Origin of the sequence: Zhongshania guokunii (assembly GCF_040892635.1) — a bacterium.
Lineage (GTDB): Bacteria > Pseudomonadota > Gammaproteobacteria > Pseudomonadales > Spongiibacteraceae > Spongiibacter > Spongiibacter guokunii.
Map to the genome: position 1 here is coordinate 1 of NZ_JBFRYA010000001.1, position 18,971 is coordinate 18,971.

Genomic DNA, 18,971 nt, shown 5'->3' on the forward strand with positions numbered 1-18,971 from the left:
TCAGTTGCTGGTAAGTTCTCATCATCACTTCATCTCTTGCCGGAGAAAAAGGGGGGAGCTTACCTTCAGCTGGCCGCTTCTTCTACCTGATCAGATGATGCACTTCGGATTTGAATCCGCGACTGATTGCCGAGTCCTGCAATAATATTTTTGATTTTATTTTTTAGTTATGTTTTTACTCATGTTCTTTAAAATACAGCTGGTCATCATGGCCAGCTGATAATTAAACCTTAGAAGTTATAGCTAACTTCTACGCCATAATTACGTCCTGGCGCACTAACTATACGCGATATAAAGTCAGGCCCTTGACCGAGAATAATTGATGTATAACGATATTCGTCAGTGAGGTTCCGACCGTATATTGATATATCTAAACCAGACGGGAAAGATAAGTTACTCCTGGCATTTAAATTACCTGTAGCGGGAAAGGTGGTAATAGGCTCAGCGTCATAACCGCGATCTTTAAAGTATTTCAAATTACCCTGCTGGCTCGGTATATCGTCGGCCCAAGAATAGTCAAGTCGATTCATCCACGTGTAGTCCGCGCCAAATTCAATGGTGTAAGTAGCTGAGACTGAATAAGTCATTTCTGGTACGTCGTCGAATTTTTCGTCGCTCTTATCGGTGCCATCAAAGCCGTTGAATTCATCGTATTCCGCGCTCAGCAAACCTAGTGACGCGCCCAGTTCAAGACGGTCGGTTGGCAGTGCAGTTAGCTCTAATTCCACGCCACTGATACTTGCCGAGGCAGCATTACTTGTCACCGTGGCTGGCACGCCATTAACAGCGATAAACTGAGTTCTTTGAATATCAGTATAATCAGCCCAAAACACCGCCAAGTTTGCTCTCAGAAGTTGATCGAACCAGTCAGATTTCATTCCCAGCTCCAACTGGGTAACATTTTCTGGATCAAAAGGAGATAAGGTTTCTGGCGTGGTACCGCGTAGAGTTTGGCCACCCGCTCGGTAGCCTGTAGCCTATTTTCGCTTGTTTAAGCTTTCTTACTCGCTTAACCAATATGTACTGCGTTCCTCGGCTTCTTGGATATAAAGGAGTGCTTCTTCTGGTAATAGTGTTCCTTCTTTGACATTGTTCAGTGCCGCAGCGCTAACGGCGTTGATGTACGCCTGATGTGTCGGGTAGCGAGCCTGTATTTCGGTTGGCAAAAATGCTTGGAAGCTGCCCCAAAATACACATTCGTCGCCGCGATTAATCCCAATGGGCGCTGCGACTGGGGGTAAGCGAATGCCACCTTGAGGCAGACCCGCGGCGTCGCGTACGATGCGGAAGTTGTCATCGAGTTCTAGGCGTGGTCGAGACTCTGGCGCATTGCCTGTGGTGACCCAGATATTGAGATGGTGGAGGGCGGCAGCGGTGGCCCGCCCTTGCCCTAGTTCATTCATTGGCAGTCCGCAAAATACGGGTTGCTCGATTTCGACGGCAAGGTCCGCAGGTGATGAGGCTTCTCGTGCGGCAAACGCCGTTGTGTAGGCCCAAAGTTGTTTGTCAAAGTGGGAGCCGCCGGCGACTTCCCACACTCGAATTAAACCACGGTCGGGTCCATATGGCGGTGCCGCGGGTGGTAGTACGGTGGTTGTTATTGGCGTGGTGTAATCGAGAATCGCGCCGCCAGTTTCAAGTGCGAGAACACCATCTATTTCCGTTTCTGTAATAAAGTGCATAACGGGTACGCCGACATCATCGACGCCTTTGCCGGCTACTGGCCCGGTGTGAAGGAAAAATCCGTCAAACATTACATGTTCGCGCTGGATTACGTCGCTATAGGCAACCAGCCGAAATGAAGACTGAGACTCGCCACCGGCAATCATTCGCTTGGGCACTAAGTCGGCTAATATAGTCGGACCAGTATCTGGAGAAAAGAGCACTCGGCCTGCCTGTGCGTAGACGTCCCATGCGTAGGCGTCTCCCGGGTGGCTTAATTCTGCGTAGCGAACCGGGTCCCAATTTTTTAGAGCCAACGGGCCGTTACCGCTCACGCCAACTTGCTGAGCGGATACGCCTACGTGTACAAAACCTTCGCGCATTAACATGTCATGAGCGGCAGTCCATAGCACATCGCTATCTGATTGACCGGTATTGTTATACCACTCGAGTATAACTGTTCCATTGAAGTCGCTGGCTTTTCTAGGCCGCTTAACGAGAATTCTACTTGTGAATGGTGCTGCAGGTCCTCCGCTTAAAGCGCCGTCTTCGTCTCGCTCTTGGGCTGTACCAGTGAAGAAAAATTCTTCCTGTATATAGTCGTAGGGTTCAATCGGCGCAAGATGATCTAGGGTTGTCCCATATGGTCGACCTTTTAGTCCAGCGTCATTGAGTATAGGGCCGTTTACGCTTGCGACCGGCACTGAGCTATCTGCTGCTCTCGGGTTATTTATAGTGGCAAAACTTTGTGCAGATACTGATGACGCTGACTGAGCGGAGCTGCTCCCGCCGTCGCCCCCGCACGCGTAGATAGCAACAGTGGTTAGTAAAATAAGCAAGCGCTTTAAGGGCCGCGCAATCGTAAAGGAGTTGGGCGGCTGCGTCAGTCTTAACAGGGGGTACAAGTTGATTTTCATTTTAACCTCGGGGTCTAGCTTGAAGTTTACGGTCGCGCTGGACGCAAGCAGCTAGCACTTAACTATGTAAGTGTTAGTCAGTTAGTGGTGTTCCCGCGTGTTATGAGTACACAGCAAGCGAGCTACATACTTTTATACCGTCGGTTTTTTTATAATTAAATTTGTGTAAATGCGTTGTAGTAAAAAATATGGCGATCTTTAATTCCCCGGCCCGAAGACGGGGCTGGCATCAATAATGAGCGCAACAACGGGTTGGATTTCGCCTTGGCTTGAAAAGTATGTACGGCCATGCATTGAGAAGTTAGGCGTAAATGCAACCCTTTCGGTAGTAAAGGGTTCAATCTGGTCGTTGTCGATAACGGAATTGATGTTCATTTCAAGTATTTGGTGCTCTGAATATGCGTTTACCGAGATCGACACATCCTGCAAGCTTTGCTGGCGCTTCTGTGCGACTACGACAACTACTTCAGATATTTTAGAGTTCGATTTTTCCTTTGAATAAGTTGTTATTGGCAAAAATGGCGCAAAGGACACGAGTAAATTGGCCTTATCCGTTGATGATATTCTGGCGGCGCGTAGCAAAGTGCTCATAAAGGTCACCTACATTATTATCAAGCCAATTGAGAGCTAGCTTTATTGTTATTAGTATTTTTGCCAAGAAGTGCATGACCATACTTGGCCAACAAACTTGAACACTAATATACAATGTGTGCAGATTTGAGTAAATAGATATTTTCGCAATGTGTGGTCGAAACGGATTTTCTCAATTTTTGTATTATCGTGGTCTCTGGTCATTTTGGTATTTATTTTAAACACTATTGCTTTAAGTGTTCAGTAGTTGTAGTTTCTCAATTTAGTGTGGCGAGATAATCTCGGGCACATGAGAGTACCAAAGCTACCGGCCGGTGTTATGACATTGCTGCGGTTTGCTTTTTAGTTGGAATCCGCCGCCTGCGTGCGCATATGCGTTACGTATGTCTGTGCGCGATAGTGTTGTTAGGTTTTAACCGGTGACATAACGCTTTCTAGCGTTATGTGGTCAGTCAATTTTCGATCAATATCGACCTATCACTATGCTGGCGATGGAGTCGGTTTGTTGTAGAAATAAAGAATGGCGCGCGGCTAGAAATAAATAATATAAATAAAAGGAGTGTGACAATGGGTGTTGAGCAGTTTAGTTTTCAAGGTAAGCGGGCATTGATTATTGGTGGCGCTACCGGAATGGGCGCTGCGGTGGCGGAGCTGTTTATGTCGCTTGGTGGTTATGCAATCGTAATGGATGTTGCCGATATTAGCTTTAAGGTTGATCAAAGTATCAAGGTTGACCTTTCAGACAAGGTGAGTGTTGATAATGCGATTAGCCAAATTGATGGCAGCTTAGATGCGGTATTCGGCTGCGCTGGTATCGCGGGTGGCAAGCCCATTATCTTTGTTAACTTCATTGGTCAGCGTCATATTATCGATACCTTAATAAACAGCAATCGCGTTGAGAAAGGTGGAGCGGTTGCAATGATCTCATCTGTGGCCGGTATGTCGTGGATGCAAAACTTACCAGAGCTGCTGGAGTTTCTCGCCCAAGATAATTGGCAGAGTGCCGCAGATTGGATGATCGGGCGTGAAGAAACCCACAACAACTATATGTTTAGTAAACAGGCTGTTAACGCTTATGTGGCGAATCAGTCCTTAAATTTCCTTAAAAAGGGTGTGCGTATTAACACGGTCATGCCAGGCCCCACGGATACACCACTGGCGCGCGCAAATGCTGAACAATGGCTTGGGTTTGGCTCGGAATATCGCGCTGAAGCTGGTGTCGGCCCGCTTTCTGCCGAGCAAGTGGCAAATACCTTGTTGTTTTTATGCAGCAGTGCGGCAAGCGGTATTAGTGGTATTAGCGTATTAGTGGACAGTGGCCATATTAGCTCAGTTGTAAGTGGTGCTTACTCAGATCCGGTACTGAGTTCGCTTTTGTAATAAATTCCTGATAGCAAAGAGTGCAATAAGAATAAATTAAGGAGTGGGCAAGTGAGTATTTGTAATGTTCCTGCGCGATTATTTATAAATAATGAATGGGTAGTGCCGTTAAACGATGCTAAAGAAGACGTAATCAACCCTGCTACCGAAGAGGTATTGGGCTATGCACCGGTGGGCAGCGAAGAGAGTGTTGACGACGCAATAAGTAGCGCAAAAAACGCTTTTGATAATGGCCCGTGGCCGCAGCTAAGCATGCCGGAAAGAGTCGCGGTGATGCAAAAAATGCACGACTTTTTTGTGGAAAATCGCGCGCGGGTAATTGAATTGATTGTTAAAGAGGCCGGCTCAACACAAATGCTGGCGGAATTTATGCAGTTCGAAATTCCTATGAAGCACGCGCGTAGATTGCTGGTAGATGCGCTGCGGGTGGAATCAAAGCTAACGCCAATAGAAATTGTACCTAGCCTTGAGGGTAAGATATTAGGTAGCTCAGAGACGAGTTACATGCCGCGGGGCGTCGTTGCCGCGATAACACCTTATAACTTCCCATTTTTCCTAAATCTAGCCAAGGTCTTTCACGCGCTGTTAATGGGGAACACTTGCGTGCTTAAACCTTCTCCGTATACACCTTTTCAAGCACTTATATTCGGCGAGGCTGCGCTAGCATGCGGCTTACCTGCGGGTGTTTTGAATATTGTTACCGGCGATGTGGCTGCCGGTGAGCGTCTGACCAGAGATAAGCGCGTCGATATGGTGAGCTTTACTGGCTCAGATAAGGTCGGCTCGCTGATTATGGCGCAGGGCGCCCCGAGCTTGAAGAAAATGCATCTTGAGCTCGGTGGTAAATCGGCGCTTATTATCCGTGCGGATGCGGATATGTCTAAGGCGCTGCCGGCTGCGCTACAAAACTTTACTATCCATTGCGGTCAGGGCTGCGCTTTAACCACGCGTATCTTGGTTGATAACTCTGTGCGCAAGGCTTTTGTTGAGCAGTTGGCAGCGATGACTGCAGCAATCAAAGTGGGCAACCCCAGTGACCCCGGTGTGCAAATGGGGCCGCTAATCCGCGCTCAGGCTCGGCAAAGGGTAGAGGATTACGTTGAAATTGGCGTGTCTGAAGGCGCGAGACTCGTAGCCGGCGGAAAGCGCCCTAGGGGTCTCACGCAGGGATTTTATTATGAAGCTACTTTATTCGACGACGTTGATAATAAATCGCGTTTGGCTCAAGAAGAAATTTTTGGTCCAGTTGGCGCCGTAATCGGTTTTGATAATGACGACGAAGCTGTTGCCTTAGCCAATGACTCAGAATTTGGTTTGGGGGGCGGAATATTCTCTGCCAATGTTGGGCATGCCTACGAGATGGCTAGAAAAATTCGCACTGGCGGTATCGCGATTAACGGTGGCGGACATACCATGCTCTCGTCGGCGCCCTTTGGTGGGATTAAGCGTTCAGGTATTGGCCGCGAATACGGTTTGGACAGCTTGCTGGAATTTGCTGACGCGCGCTCGATCAGTTTTCACGCAGGTTGATACGCGGCTGTTCATAAACGTGTACGGGGCTTCCTTGGTGTTCAGTGGCGGATTTTTGCTGAACACCGATGTCCCGTCTTAGCTGCCAGCCGCCGTCGTTTTAGACCAGCTGCGCCTAGTTCATAGAAGTATCGATATAAATTGGCGAGCTTCTTTATAACGGTGGCTTTTGATTTGTCTCCGGTCAAACAAGTTCTTATTAGCGTATGTGAACACTATTGCAATAAATGTGTATAAATAGTAGTTTGCAGGTATCGCTTCTGAGCTATAAACAATAATAGTGATATCAAAATGCCTCGATTGACTGCAGTTGAAATGTCGGATTTAACACCTGAATTTGCTCACGCTCTTAATCGTGGTGTGCAAACTGGGGTGTTGAGCACAACGCTGCCTTTTCAGGTTTGGGCGCATCGTCCAGAGGCAGCTGCCGCGTGGCTCAAGCTATTGCAAACACTCCAAGATAGCGCGCTGCTGAGTGACCGAGAGCGTGAGTTAGCTCGCCTAAAAATTGCGTCAATCAGCCAGTGCCAGGCCTGCCAAGTGGCTCGCAAAACCGATGCTGTCAGCGATCATGATATTCGTTGTCTCGAGAGCGATGTCAGTGGTTTTTCACAACGCGAGCAGTTGGCAATACAGTTTGCAGAGTTGCTGGCTATTGATCATAGCGCTTTAGATGGCGGGTTTTATAAGGATTTACTCGCGCACTTTTCTGAGCCCGAGCTGGCCGAATTGCATTTGTATTGCGGCTTGATGTTGGCGGGTGGCAAGCTTACTTATGCATTGCAGGCCTACCCTGAGAATAGGGGATGACCGAGCAGGCGTTGGCCTCAAGGTCTGGCAGCTACACTGTGCCAATACTTGCGATGGTCGCTTGCCAGTGTGGTCTCCACGCCTGTATGGGCGGTATGCGAGTGGCCTTGCCCTTGCAGGCTCTGCAGCTAGGCGCGAGTAAATTAAGTATTGGAGTATTGGTGTCATGTTTCGCGGTATTTCCTGCGCTCATGGCACTGCGTTTTGGCGTCTATACTGATAGAAATGGCTATCGCTTACCGGCTTTAATGGCTGCCTCCTTATCGGCTTGTGGAGCATTAAGCGCATGGGCCGCATCCTCGTTGTGGCTAATGTTTCTTGCAGCGGGATTGTGCGGTACGGGCTCGGGTTTTGGCATGATCGCCATTCAGCGCGCCGCAAGTCGTCAGGCGATGTCCCGAGAAAAGCGTTTGCAAGTGTTTAGTTTAGTGGCTTTAGCGCCGGCGTTGGGTGGTTTGTTTGGGCCGCTGGCTACTGGCCGAGTGATTGATGTGTGGGGGTTCTCCACGGCTTATTTGGTATTGGCTGTCTTGCCATTAATTTCAGTGTTAATTGCCTCTCGCGTCGAACTAGCGGGTGGCGAGACGGTCGCAGCCAGCGCGAAGTCGAATTTTAAATCCTCGCTGGGCTTGCTTAAGTTGATTTCTTTGCGGCGGGTGATGGTGTTGAACCTATTAATTGTGGCCAGCTGGGATCTACATGGGTTTGCGCTGCCAATACTTGGTCACGAGCGTGGTTTTAGTGCGACGGAGATCGGCGCCATATTTGCCGCCTACGGCGGCGCCTCGTTAATCGCAAGAGGGGTACTACCCTTTGTTGCAGAGCGCTTTGCACACCAGTATTTACCGCTCGCGGCGATGGTGTTGCTAGTTCTGTTATTTGCGGTCTATCCGCTGCTGCCGCTCCCGTGGCTGATGATGCTGGCGTCGGCAATATTTGGCGTGATTGTTGGCACTGTGCAGCCGACTATCATGTTGTTGTTGCACGAGTCCGTTCCCGATAAACGCTATGGCGAAGCCTTGGCGATACGCTCAATGTGCAACCAGATTTCAATTACAGTGTTGCCGTTATTGTACGGCGTATTTGGCGTTTTCATGGGTGTCGCCACCATGTTTTGGTTGATGGCAGTTCTGCTGTCAGCGGGAGTTGTCGCCGCACTTAAATTAATTACTCAAAATAACAACGGTAGGGAGAGTCTTAGCAGTGAAAAAATCCTCTAGTCAGCTTGAAACAGCGTTTTCGGGTGTTGCCGCCAATTATAAGGGGCAGGATGTCGATCTTTATGAGATCTATAAAAAAATGCGCAGTGAGTCGCCGGTATTGGAAGGGGATTTTATGGGCGAGCTTGGTGTGCCCAATATTGCCGGCCACGAGGCTGGGCGCAGAACCTTTACGCTATTTAAATATGACGATGTGATGGCGGTGTTACGCGACGCTGAAACCTTTACGAGTGGCTTTATTGCGGCAGGTTTGGGGGCGTTTATGGACGGCCTCATATTGACCGGCATGGACGGTGAGCTGCATAAGAAAATGCGTACTTTATTGCATCCGGTGTTTATGCCCAAGGTCGTGAATACTTGGCGCAATACCAAAATGGACCCCATCGTGCGGGAGGAGTTTTTGGCTCCCTTGGCACCTTCTGGCAGGGCGAATCTGATGGATTTTGCCCTTCATTTTCCGGTAAGGCTAATTTATTCACTTATTGGCTTCCCCGATAACGAGCCAGAATTAATTAAAAAATATGCGTCGTGGGCACTGGATATTCTGGCCGGCCCACAGGTTGATCCAAAGAATGCCGCAGCCGCCAAAGCTGCTGCAATGGCGGCCTCGGAATCACTTTATAAAGCGGTGCTGGAAAGGGTCTCTCAGGTGCGGGCGCAGGGCGAATTCGGTGGAGATTTAATTGGCAGGCTAATCGTTGCCGAGTACGAGGGGCGATCCCTTGATGATCATGAAATAGCCACCTTTGTGCGCTCTCTGTTGCCGGCAGCAGGGGAGACCACAACCCGTACATTCGGCACGGCGATGGTGTTGTTATTGGAACGACCGGAGTTGCTGGAACGGGTAAAAAATAACCGCGAGCTGGTGTCGTCGCTTATCGACGAAGCGGTGCGCTATGAGCCGGTTGCTACTTTTAAGGTTAGGCAGGCGTCGCGGGAAGTTGAAATTCGCGGCGTGACTATTCCCGAAGGCTCTATGGTGCAGTGCATTGTGGCGTCGGCCAACCGCGATGAAGCGGCCTTCGACGGTGCAGACCAATTTAATATCGATCGCAAAGTTAAGCCCTCATTTGGCTTTGGTTTTGGCCCCCATGTCTGCATCGGCCAGTTTATTGCCAAAACTGAACTGTCGGTGGCCATTAATGCGGTGTTGGATATGTTGCCCAATATTCGCTTTGACCCCGACTACCCAGCGCCGGTGATTCGCGGTGCCCAGTTACGCGGGCCAGATAGCCTCCACGTTGTTTGGGGTGAATAGTGGTTACCTTTGTTATTTTGTTAGACATATATTTAAAAAGTGTTTAATATAAGTTTTTGAATAATACAATAATCACCGGTATCGCAATGGCGCGCCCCTCGCAATTGCACATAAGTAGTCTAAGGAGATTGCAAAAATGAAATTTGATGATGTAATTTTAGTCAGCGTTGATGACCATACCATCGAGCCACCAAACTGCTTTGGCCGCCATATGCCGGAGAAATACAAAGGTCGCGAACCCCGTGTTGAACAGCGCAGCGGTCGCGATGTTTGGGTGTTTGAAGATCAGGCCACCGGCTATATGGGGCTTAACTCAGTTGTTGGCCGACCCAAAGAAGAGTTTGGTATGGAGCCGTTAGGCTACGACCACATGCGCAAGGGAACTTGGGATATCAAGTCGCGGGTTGACGATATGAGCGCCAATGGCGTCCTTGGTTCTATGTGTTTCCCGACCTTTCCTGGCTTTGCTGGTCAGCGCTTTCAGAATGTTGCTGACAAAGGCGTCAGCCTTGCTGCCATTCGTGCCTATAACGACTGGCATTTGCAGGAGTGGTGCAATGCGGCGCCCGGTCGTTTTATTCCGCTCATGGTTATTCCGTGGTGGGACCCACAGGCCGCGGCCTTTGAAATTAACCGCATGGCGAAACTGGGTGTGCACGCGCTGACCCTGTCAGACAACCCAACTGTTCATGGCTACCCCTCGATCCATAACGATCACTGGGATCCAATTTGGAAGGCTTGCTCGGATAATAATGTGGTGATCTGTTGCCATATTGGTACGGGTGCTAAAGCTGTTCACGCTTCTGACGAGTCGCCAATTGATGCTTGGATTACCTCCATGCCAATTTCAATTGCTAATTCAGCAGCCGACTGGTTGTGGGCGCCAATGTGGAAGAAGTTCCCCAATTTGAAAATGGCGCTCTCGGAAGGTGGCATCGGCTGGATTCCTTATTTCCTAGAGCGTGCAGACTTTACCCATAATCACCATAAGGCGTGGACTAACTCTAACTTCAATGGCATGAGTCCTAGCGATTTCTTCAATAAGCATATTATTTGCTGCTATATCGAAGATGCTTTTGGTCTGCAAAATCTTGATGCAATCAATGTTGATATGGTGACTTGGGAATGCGATTACCCGCATTCTGACTGCACTTGGCCGCGTTCTGCAGATATTTTCTGGGAGCAGGCTAAGCATCTCTCAGATGAGACAATTAATAAAATTTCTCATCTTAATGCCATGCGCGAGTTTTCGTATAACCCATTTGAAATTTTGGGTAAGGAAAACTGCACAGTATCTGCACTGCGCGCTCAGGCGACGCATGTCAGTACAGCGCCAGAGCTTGGTATGGGTGGCGCAGCGCCAAAACGCGACGCCAATAAGCCAGTAACGTCTGGCGATATCAATAATATGTTCGCCTCTGCTGACGCCCAGTCTGCATTGTAATGTTGTTCTGGGCCAGATTTTTTCTGGCCCAGAAATCTATTTATTTCAACGAGCATAGTCGGTATTTATATGTTTATTGAGCAGTTTCGCTACCACCCCATTCCCGCCGAAGCAGAAAGTTTACGCTCCCAAGTGCGGGAGTTTGTGGCTGAGAATTTACAGCATTTGTCACTGCGCAAACGCGCCGATTCGTGGATGGGTTTTGATGCCGAATTCAGTCGTAAATTAGGTGAGCGCGGCTGGATTGGTATGGCGCTGCCCACGGAATATGGCGGCGCGGACGCGAGTGCGTTTGCGCGCTATGTCATTATTGAAGAACTACTTGCGGCTGGCGCGCCAGTGTCGGCGCATTGGTTTTCTGACCGACAAAGTGGTTTACAAATTCTTCGCCACGGCACCGAGCAACAGCGGCAATTTTATCTGCCAGCAATCTGCCGCGGTGAATGCTTTTTTAGTATTGGTATGAGCGAGCCTAACTCGGGTTCTGATCTCGCGTCGATTAAATCGAAAGCGGTGAAGAACGAGGGGGGCTGGCTGCTCAACGGCCAAAAAGTATGGACCACCAACGCCCATCGCTCACATTATATGATCGCCTTGGTGCGCTCTGGTGAATCAGATAATCGCCATGGTGGCATGTCGCAATTCATTGTTGATCTTCGTTTGCCGGGTATCACGGTACGGCCGATAAAAGACCTCACCGGCAGTGAGCATTTTAATGAAGTGTTTCTCGATAATGTGCAATTACCGCCGGAAAGCCTATTAGGCCAGGAGGGCGAGGGCTGGTCACAGGTGACTGGTGAACTGGCCATGGAACGCAGCGGCCCAGAGCGTTTCCTCAGTTGTATGATTCTGATGTACACCATGCTGGCTGAGATTGGCAGTAAGCCTAATGTACTTCAGCAGCGCGAGGTTGGTCGTATAAGCGCGCGTTTAATGACCCTGCGGCAGATGTCTTTGGCGGTTACTCATTTATTAGATCAAGGCGAGAACCCCTCGGTTGCCGCGTCGTGCGTAAAAGATTTGGGTGCGGTGTTTGAGCAAGAGCTACCTGAAATTGCCCAGCTTTTGTGTGACGCGGAGCCAACCGCTTCGGGTGGTACAGATTACGCTCTTGTGCTGGCGCACCTCACGCAGCAAGCGCCGTCGTTCTCGCTGCGCGGCGGTACCCGGGAAATTTTACGCGGCATCATTGCCCGCGGCTTAGGCTTAAGGTAATTAGGGGAGCGGAGATCGTGAGAGACTTATTTGAAGATACGATGCGCGCTATTCTTGCGGATCAACTTTCGGCGGAGCAGGTAATCAGTGCCGAGGGCGGTGAATTCCCTGTGCAGCTGTGGGCGAGCCTAGAAGAGAATGGCGTGCCCTTGGCGCTGGTTGCTGAGGACGCTGGCGGCGCCGGTGGGACCTTGAGTGATGTCTGTGGTCTTGTTATTGCTTGTGGCGAACACTGTGCACCGTTGCCCATTATTGAAACTATGTTGGCCAATTATTTATTGGCTAAACACGGGCGAGCGCCACTTACTGGCATTGTTAGCTTTAGCGCTAGCGATGGTTTGTTGATAAATAAGGGCTCGGTAAGTGGCGCGCTGACGAACGTCCCTTGGGGCCGTAATTGCGATTACGTATTAGCGGCGGTAGGCGCGGAGTTGTTGGTGTTAAGCGCTGCGGCTGCCCGAGACTGTCAGCACATTAGCAATACCGCCGGTGAGCCACGCGACACCTTGAATTTTGAGGAGGCAAAGCCGTTAATTAGTATTCCCATGGCTGCAGGGGAGAGTAATAAGGTTTTGTTACTGTGCGGCGCGCTAGTGCGTTCGGCACAAATTACCGGCGCTATCATGCGAGTGTTAATGATGGCCACCGACTATGCCAATGAGCGCGTCCAATTCGGTAAGCCGATTGCTCGTTTTCAAGCGGTTCAGCATCAAATGGCCTTGCTGGCAGAGCAGGCCAGCATGGCCAAGGCATCTTGCGAAGTTGCGTTTGCCTTGTCTGAACAAAGTTTTCATGAAGACAGCATTGCTGCGGCTAAAATTTGTAGCTCTGACGCCGCGGGTGTTGCAGCTGGCGTGAGCCACGGTGTTCACGGCGCTATTGGCTTTACCCATGAGTACCCGCTCCATATCGCTACCCGTCGCCTGTGGTCATGGCGCAGCGAGTTTGGCTCGTCAAGTTATTGGTCCTGCCTACTGGGTGAACGGGTTTGTGTTGCTGGCGCCGATAATTTTTGGCCGCGCCTTGTGGCTGGAAGCTTTTGAGTGATCTTTGCCTAGCGTTTCTAAAGACACAGCGCGCGCTGCAAATAGAAATCAGCGCGCGCTGTGGAATTGCTCACTACTGTTTGCACATGTATCAATCATGAATTGTTTAAAGGTCTCTACGCAGTCTGCATACTCATTATTGTCTTGCCAGATGAGCCCTACCTCCATCGGTGGTACGGGGTCGAGTAGTGGTAGGCATTCGATGCGCCTGCCCTCTAAAGACCAGGGGCGGTAGACCATGTCGGATAAAATGGTAACGCCAAAGCCGTGGCCAATCAGGCCTCTTAGGGCTTCCATTGAGCTTGTGCGAAACGCGATATTGGGCTCGAGCCCAGCGGCTTGCCAATAGCGTTGGGTAGACAGTTCACCCTCATCTACGGTGATCTGAATATAAGGATGTTGGCTAATATCGGCTAAGGTCGTACCGCCTTGGCTGAGCAGGGGGTGGCCCGCCGCTGCCCACAGTTGGCGCCGTGAGCGGATTAGCACGCTGTGTTTAAACTGACTGCGCAAGGTGGTATTGGACAGTATAACTAGGCCTAAATCGATCTCTCCGGCTTCTAGCGAGGCCTCAATTTCGGCTCGGTCGAGATCGATTAAATCAAATTCCACGTCGGGGTGCCGGGTGCGAAAACGCCCCATTAGCGCCGGTAGAAAATAACCTAGCAGTGTATAAGACGCCGCGAGGCGAATTCGGCCTTTCAAGTTTCGCTCCGCATTCGCCGGGTCACTAACGGCATCTTCCAATGCATCTAAAATTTGACGAACGCGCAGAAAAAAACGATTACCTTCAGCGGTAAGAATCACGCCATGGGCTTGGCGAATAAATAGCTGGGTTTGTAAGGTTTCTTCAAGATTGAGAATGGCAGTGGTGATGGTTGACTGGGACACGTGCATTTGGGTCGCGGCCGAGGACAGGCGACCGCCCTCTGCAGCGGCCACAAAGTACCGCAATTGTTTTAATGAAATATTCTGTAGGCCTACTATCAATATGAATGCCTCCCAAGAGGATCCAGGCCGCGCCGCCACCAAAGCATATGCGGCGCGTGTTCAATCATTTTTTGAACAGCTCTGGGTAGAGCGCTTCTGGCGCTTGCACGCTGGGGCCAACTATTGGGCCAACAATTTCATGTCCCCACGTGCTCATTTGCTCGGGGTTAAGTTCAAATGGATCGCCTTCCCAAGGTTCGAGTTCGGTAATTGTTTCAAAGGCGAAACCAGAAGGGTTGAAATGATAGAAAGACATATGTGGGTCTTGAGTGTGCTGCCCCAAAGTCATCATCATCGGAATGTCTTTCTTTTTAACTAGGTCGTAGGTTTCGCCGACATCTCTGACACTCTCAACAAACAGGCCAACATGCTGTACACCCATTCTGCCGGGCGCAACACCGTAGGCAATGTCATGGCTAGTTTGATTGTTTAGTTTGGTGCGCCAAAAACTGGTTTTGCCTTTACCAGCACCCCAGCCATACCACTGAAAACACATCACTTCGCGCAGAAAGTGGTCGAGTGCAGGATTGGCTTCGGGGGCCATTAAAACAACGTGCCCCGCGCCGCGGTCGCCGCAGACAAAGCCACCGTGGGGGCGACCTGGGACAAAGGAGCGCGGGCTCCATTTTTGCGCGTAAAAAATCTCGTGCTGATAGCCAACGGGGTCGCGAAAGCGGATTAGCTCCTTCACGCCGCGTTGTTCACACAGGGCTTCGTCGCCAACGGTGAACTCCACTTCGTGGCTGCTTAAATGCTCAAGTGCGTCTAAGTAGTCGAGTCGGTTCCGCGCCTCCCAGCCGATATAGCTGATGCGATCAATGCTGCCCGCGTGCAGCGCGATGCGATGGCGGCGATCGTCGAGTTTAAAGTAGAGCGAGTCGGTTTCGGTTTCTGCGTTTGGTGCTATTTGAAAGCCCATGACTTCCGGCCCGTAACTGCGCCATTCATCAAGTTTTGCGGTTTCGAAGCCGAAATAGCCAATGCCGATAAGGTTCATCGTGTTCTCCATTTATTTTTATTTCGTGTGGGCCAATGTTACCTAGGTAGCTAACATGCCGCCGTCTACGACGAAATCAGAGCCAGTGATAAAAGATGCTTGATCTGATGCGAGATAAACTGCAAGGGATACCACATCGGAGGCTTCGCCTAGGCGATTTAATAAAACGCCACTAAGCAGTTGCTGTTTTACTTCGGGATTGGCGACAAATGCAGCGGTGCCCGGTGTTTGTATAAAACCAGGACTAATGCTTACCGCCCTGATACCGCGCTTAGCGCCCTCGGCGGCAAGCTGGCGGGTCATGGCAACAACGCCGCCCTTGGTGGCGCAGTGAGCGACTTTGCCGGTGGCGGTGGTTCCTCGCCATGCGGCGGTAGAGCCCATATTAAGCACTACACCGCCGTCGGCGATATGCGGCCATGCAAATTTTGTTGAGAAGAAGACCTGATCCAGTTCGTTGCGAGTGGTGTAGTACCAGTCATCTACCGAAAAGTCCTCTAGGTTGCCAAAGCGCGCGGCCGAAGCATTGTTAAATAATACGTCTATACGACCAAACTGCTTGATCGCGTCGTTGATCCATTGTTCTGCGTGCACAGGGTTGCCGAGGTCGACTTCGCCACTACCATAAAGCGTTAAGCCTTTGGCGGCTAAGCGCTTTACGCTGGCCTGGTGATTTTCGGCGATTAAATCGCAGCCAAACACAATTGCACCCTGCTCGGCAAAGCGCCGCGCCGCTTCATATCCTATACCGCCGCCAGTCCCGCTGATTAAGACGATCTTGTCTTGCAAACTCGGCATTTAAGCGTCTCCCAGTGGTTTTATGAACAGAATAGCCTAATCTATCAAAGTTACCTGAAGAACTTCGGCTGGACAGCTCGCAGCGCCTTCTATAGCAGAGGCGACTAGTTCACCCGATACGGTGTCTGTGGCGAGATAAACAAGGCCATCTTCATCGAGTTTATAAATTTCGGGGCACACCGAGGCGCACAGGCCGTAACCACAGCAATTGGGGGTATCTGCAGTGATTTTGTAGGTTTTATCGTCGTTTGTCGCGGATTTTTGCATTAAATTATCCTTTTATATTGGCGGTATGTAGCTTCTTGAGCTACCTTTTTATTGTTTATCACAAAAATTATTTTACACACAAATTAAAAATATGTCACTATTAAGGCTGTGTTCTGGTATTTTGAATACAGCGGTCGAGCATAGGCACCAGTTTTGTTCGGTAGCGAGGTAATGAAAAACATAATAAACGGTATAACCGTGTCTGCTTTTAAACAGACGCTCTTATGGTATTTCAGCGGCCTCTAAAAAGGTGAATTATCTTTGGATTTCGTATGCCTTCGGGTCAAAGAGTAATGTCACTAAAGCTCTAAAAAAATAAACAGAGAGGGTAGAAAATGATATCCACAATTACACGATCCAAGGGATTTTACTTAAAGGCTTTAAGTGCCGGCATTCTTGCAGCATCGGGCTCGGTATTGGCCCAGGCGCCAGCTGGGCAGGCTAAAACTGAGACCTTAACGCTAGAAGAAGTGCTTGTAAGCGCGCGCCGAACCGAGGAAGGCGCTCAAAGTGTTCCGGTGACTGTTGATGTGCTCGATGCCAATGGCCTGCGCGAAGCAACAATTGTCAGTACAACCGATTTACAGCAAGCCGTACCGGGCATATTCCTTGGTGGTAGTGGCGGGCCTCAGAACCCTCTCTATGTTATCCGCGGCCAGTCAAAGGGCCTGATTGGCACCACATCGCCTGCGGTTGTTAGTTACTACGCCGAAGTTCCGCAGCCCTCTTGGGGTAGCGCGGTACCGCAGTACGATATGGACAATATCCAGGTGCTAAAAGGGCCTCAGGGTACCCTGTTTGGTCGTAATACCACCGGCGGTGCGATTCTATACTCGCCAACCACACCGTTACATGAACTCTCTGGCTATGTTGACGCCACTCTGGGGCGTTACAATCAGCGTCGTTTACAAGGTGCTGCCAATATTCCTTTAATACAGGACAAAGTGGCAATGCGGGTAGCGGCAGACCTGCATCGGCGTGAGGGCTATGTTAAAAATATCGGTGAAGGTGGCGATCTCGATGGCGTTGATACCCGCGCATTTCGCCTGTCATTGCTAGCCGACTTTAACCGTCTGCGTAACATTTTTATCTATGACGAATTTTCTAGTGACAACGATGGTTTTAATATCCATCCGGTAACGGTGTATGAGCCCTCGGGATTGAATCAGCTAGGTATTGCCGATGACGTCAAAGCGGATGTGGCGCGCCTCAAAGCTTTTGGGCCAAGGGTAAATGACTCTGCGTTTAATCAGCATGAACGCAATGACAGAACAACCGTAGTTAACAGAACTGAATTCGAATTCAATGACAATTTAAGTTTGTTAAATATCTTTGGCTACCAGCTTACCGATCTCGACTATGCGCCCAATATTGACGGCTTGGGGCTTTATAAAAGTCCGGTAGTTGAGCAGGGCTTAATGGCGGCATTTGGCCCAACATTTAAGGACTCGCAAACCTCGATTGTTAAGGCGCGCCTCATCGACAAGACCAAACAAATCAGCAATGAATTGCAATTGCGCGGCAATGCCTTTGAAAATCGTTTGGATTGGCTCGTTGGTGCCTTTTACTTGAAAAATGAACCCGACGAAATTGGTCAAATTAATGCCACTACCGTTTTCCAAACACGGTATGAAACCACGATTCCGGGCATGGAAGTAGGTTATACCAATGGTGGCGCGCAGCATTTCTTCTTGACCGACGAATCGCGAGCTGTATTTGCTCATGGTGAGTACGATCTTACTGAAGCACTCGCTTTAGAAGTAGGTGTTAGATACACCGAAGATGAGTTTGAGCTGTGTCTAGGCTCGGATAAAAAGCCCCAGTGGCTGGCTTCTGATCCAACCTATTTCGACGAGGGCGCCTGTCGCAGTGGCGATGCATCAGTTATCGTAAACTCTGCCGTGGTCAAGGATAGTTCAGACGCCGTTACCTGGTCGGTGGGTTTAAATTGGCAAGCGACTGACGACGTATTCGCCTATGGCGTGGTGCGCCACGGTTATCGAGCTGGTGGCGCTAACGGCCCAATCTTTAGCGGCGATCTTAAGAATTATCAAACCTTTACTGCGGAAGAGGTTGATGATTTTGAAATTGGTGTTAAAGCCGACTGGCATGTCAATGATATTCCAGTGCGTACCAATGTGTCGTATTTCTACGGGGAATACACCAATGCTCAAGGTGACTTGGCTGGTGGTGTAACGACGGCTAGAAACTGTACACCAACAGGTTCTGCGCAGCCCGGGGTAGATCCCGACGGTGATTGCAGTGCCGCCAATGATCCGACAGGTGGCGCAATTGTGCTAAATGTTGGCGATACTAGCGTAAGCGGTGTTGATATGGCGGTTTCTGCGCGGCTCACTAAGGGCTTGACTGTAAGCCTTAACGCAACGGTTCAGGATGCAGACGTCGATAAGGTTTATAAGCAAGAGAATAGCTATATTGATGCCAAGATTGGCGGTGTAATCCCGTTCTTGTATTTCACAAACTCGGTGATTCAGAGCAACGTGAATTACAGTGTGCCAATGGATAATATTGCCGATGAGTTGTCTTTGAATCTTAACTATTACAAAACCTCTGCAGCCGATAAAGGCGACACTGATATCCCAGCATATGATCTGATTAATTTACGCGCTGACCTGTATCGTGTGGCATCGACTAATATCGACGTTGGTGTGTTTATTAATAATGTTAACGATGAGGAGTACGCCATTTCATCGTCTATTTCCAGCAGAGCTCTTGGTTTAGATTCGTTTGTTTTCGGGCCACCGCGCTTGTTTGGTGTAGATGTGCGCTACACCTTCTAAGTGACGTAGTCTGCTAAAACCTGAAGCCGCCGGTAGTGAATACCG

15 protein-coding genes and 1 pseudogene are annotated in these 18,971 nt (G+C 49.7%); 9 read left to right on the forward strand and 7 right to left on the reverse strand.

Annotated elements, in window-relative coordinates; translation table 11 throughout:
• Positions 1-230: 230 nt before the first annotated feature.
• The 3 genes and pseudogenes from AB4876_RS00005 to AB4876_RS00015 all read right to left on the reverse strand — a co-directional run.
• Positions 231-965 (reverse strand): annotated as a pseudogene (locus AB4876_RS00005) (TonB-dependent receptor domain-containing protein); the annotation flags it as partial.
• Positions 966-1,001: 36 nt separating this feature from the next.
• Positions 1,002-2,366, reverse strand: coding sequence for an alpha/beta hydrolase domain-containing protein (locus tag AB4876_RS00010; protein ID WP_368379605.1), 1,365 nt, complete (start codon positions 2,364-2,366; stop codon positions 1,002-1,004).
• 411 nt (positions 2,367-2,777) lie between these two features.
• On the reverse strand, positions 2,778-3,170 hold the full coding sequence (locus AB4876_RS00015; RefSeq protein WP_368379606.1) for a hypothetical protein: 393 nt from the start codon (positions 3,168-3,170) through the stop codon (positions 2,778-2,780).
• A 567-nt stretch (positions 3,171-3,737) separates the two neighbouring features.
• Here AB4876_RS00015 and AB4876_RS00020 point away from each other — a divergent pair.
• The 8 genes from AB4876_RS00020 to AB4876_RS00055 all read left to right on the forward strand — a co-directional run bounded on the left by AB4876_RS00020 (position 3,738) and on the right by AB4876_RS00055 (position 13,070).
• A complete protein-coding gene (locus AB4876_RS00020) occupies positions 3,738-4,550 on the forward strand; it encodes an SDR family oxidoreductase (RefSeq protein ID WP_368379607.1) in 813 nt (270 codons plus the stop codon).
• A 51-nt stretch (positions 4,551-4,601) separates the two neighbouring features.
• Complete coding sequence (locus tag AB4876_RS00025; RefSeq protein WP_368379608.1) at positions 4,602-6,080, forward strand: aldehyde dehydrogenase family protein; 1,479 nt, start codon at positions 4,602-4,604, stop codon at positions 6,078-6,080.
• Positions 6,081-6,395: 315 nt separating this feature from the next.
• A complete protein-coding gene (locus AB4876_RS00030; protein ID WP_368379609.1) occupies positions 6,396-6,890 on the forward strand; it encodes a carboxymuconolactone decarboxylase family protein in 495 nt (164 codons plus the stop codon).
• Complete coding sequence (locus tag AB4876_RS00035; RefSeq protein ID WP_368379610.1) at positions 6,887-8,110, forward strand: MFS transporter; 1,224 nt, start codon at positions 6,887-6,889, stop codon at positions 8,108-8,110. The genes AB4876_RS00030 and AB4876_RS00035 overlap by 4 nt, the downstream gene beginning before the upstream one ends.
• Entirely contained in the window at positions 8,094-9,368 is a 1,275-nt protein-coding gene (locus tag AB4876_RS00040) for a cytochrome P450 (RefSeq protein WP_368379611.1), read from the forward strand. Before AB4876_RS00035 ends, AB4876_RS00040 begins: the two co-directional genes overlap by 17 nt.
• 136 nt (positions 9,369-9,504) lie before the next feature.
• Entirely contained in the window at positions 9,505-10,812 is a 1,308-nt protein-coding gene (locus AB4876_RS00045) for an amidohydrolase family protein (RefSeq protein WP_368379612.1), read from the forward strand.
• A 69-nt stretch (positions 10,813-10,881) separates the two neighbouring features.
• On the forward strand, positions 10,882-12,027 hold the full coding sequence (locus AB4876_RS00050; protein ID WP_368379613.1) for an acyl-CoA dehydrogenase family protein: 1,146 nt from the start codon (positions 10,882-10,884) through the stop codon (positions 12,025-12,027).
• A 17-nt stretch (positions 12,028-12,044) separates the two neighbouring features.
• Entirely contained in the window at positions 12,045-13,070 is a 1,026-nt protein-coding gene (locus AB4876_RS00055; RefSeq protein WP_368379614.1) for an acyl-CoA dehydrogenase family protein, read from the forward strand.
• A gap of 51 nt (positions 13,071-13,121) precedes the next feature.
• On the opposite strand, the gene AB4876_RS00060 is transcribed toward AB4876_RS00055, so the two are convergent.
• The 4 genes from AB4876_RS00060 to AB4876_RS00075 form a co-directional block, all read right to left on the reverse strand.
• The gene (locus AB4876_RS00060) at positions 13,122-14,063 is read right to left on the reverse strand and encodes a LysR family transcriptional regulator (protein WP_368379615.1); all 942 of its coding nucleotides are present in this window, start codon (positions 14,061-14,063) and stop codon (positions 13,122-13,124) included.
• Positions 14,064-14,127: 64 nt separating this feature from the next.
• A complete protein-coding gene (locus AB4876_RS00065; protein WP_368379616.1) occupies positions 14,128-15,060 on the reverse strand; it encodes a VOC family protein in 933 nt (310 codons plus the stop codon).
• Positions 15,061-15,102: 42 nt separating this feature from the next.
• Positions 15,103-15,858: an SDR family NAD(P)-dependent oxidoreductase gene (locus tag AB4876_RS00070; RefSeq protein ID WP_368379617.1), complete on the reverse strand. Its 756-nt coding sequence runs from the start codon at positions 15,856-15,858 to the stop codon at positions 15,103-15,105.
• 36 nt (positions 15,859-15,894) lie between these two features.
• Positions 15,895-16,125, reverse strand: a complete 231-nt coding sequence (locus AB4876_RS00075) for a ferredoxin (RefSeq protein WP_368379618.1) — start codon at positions 16,123-16,125, stop codon at positions 15,895-15,897.
• Positions 16,126-16,460: 335 nt separating this feature from the next.
• On the opposite strand from AB4876_RS00075, the gene AB4876_RS00080 reads away from it, so the two are divergent.
• The gene (locus AB4876_RS00080; RefSeq protein ID WP_368379619.1) at positions 16,461-18,926 is read left to right on the forward strand and encodes a TonB-dependent receptor; all 2,466 of its coding nucleotides are present in this window, start codon (positions 16,461-16,463) and stop codon (positions 18,924-18,926) included.
• The last annotated feature ends 45 nt before the right edge of the window (positions 18,927-18,971 follow it).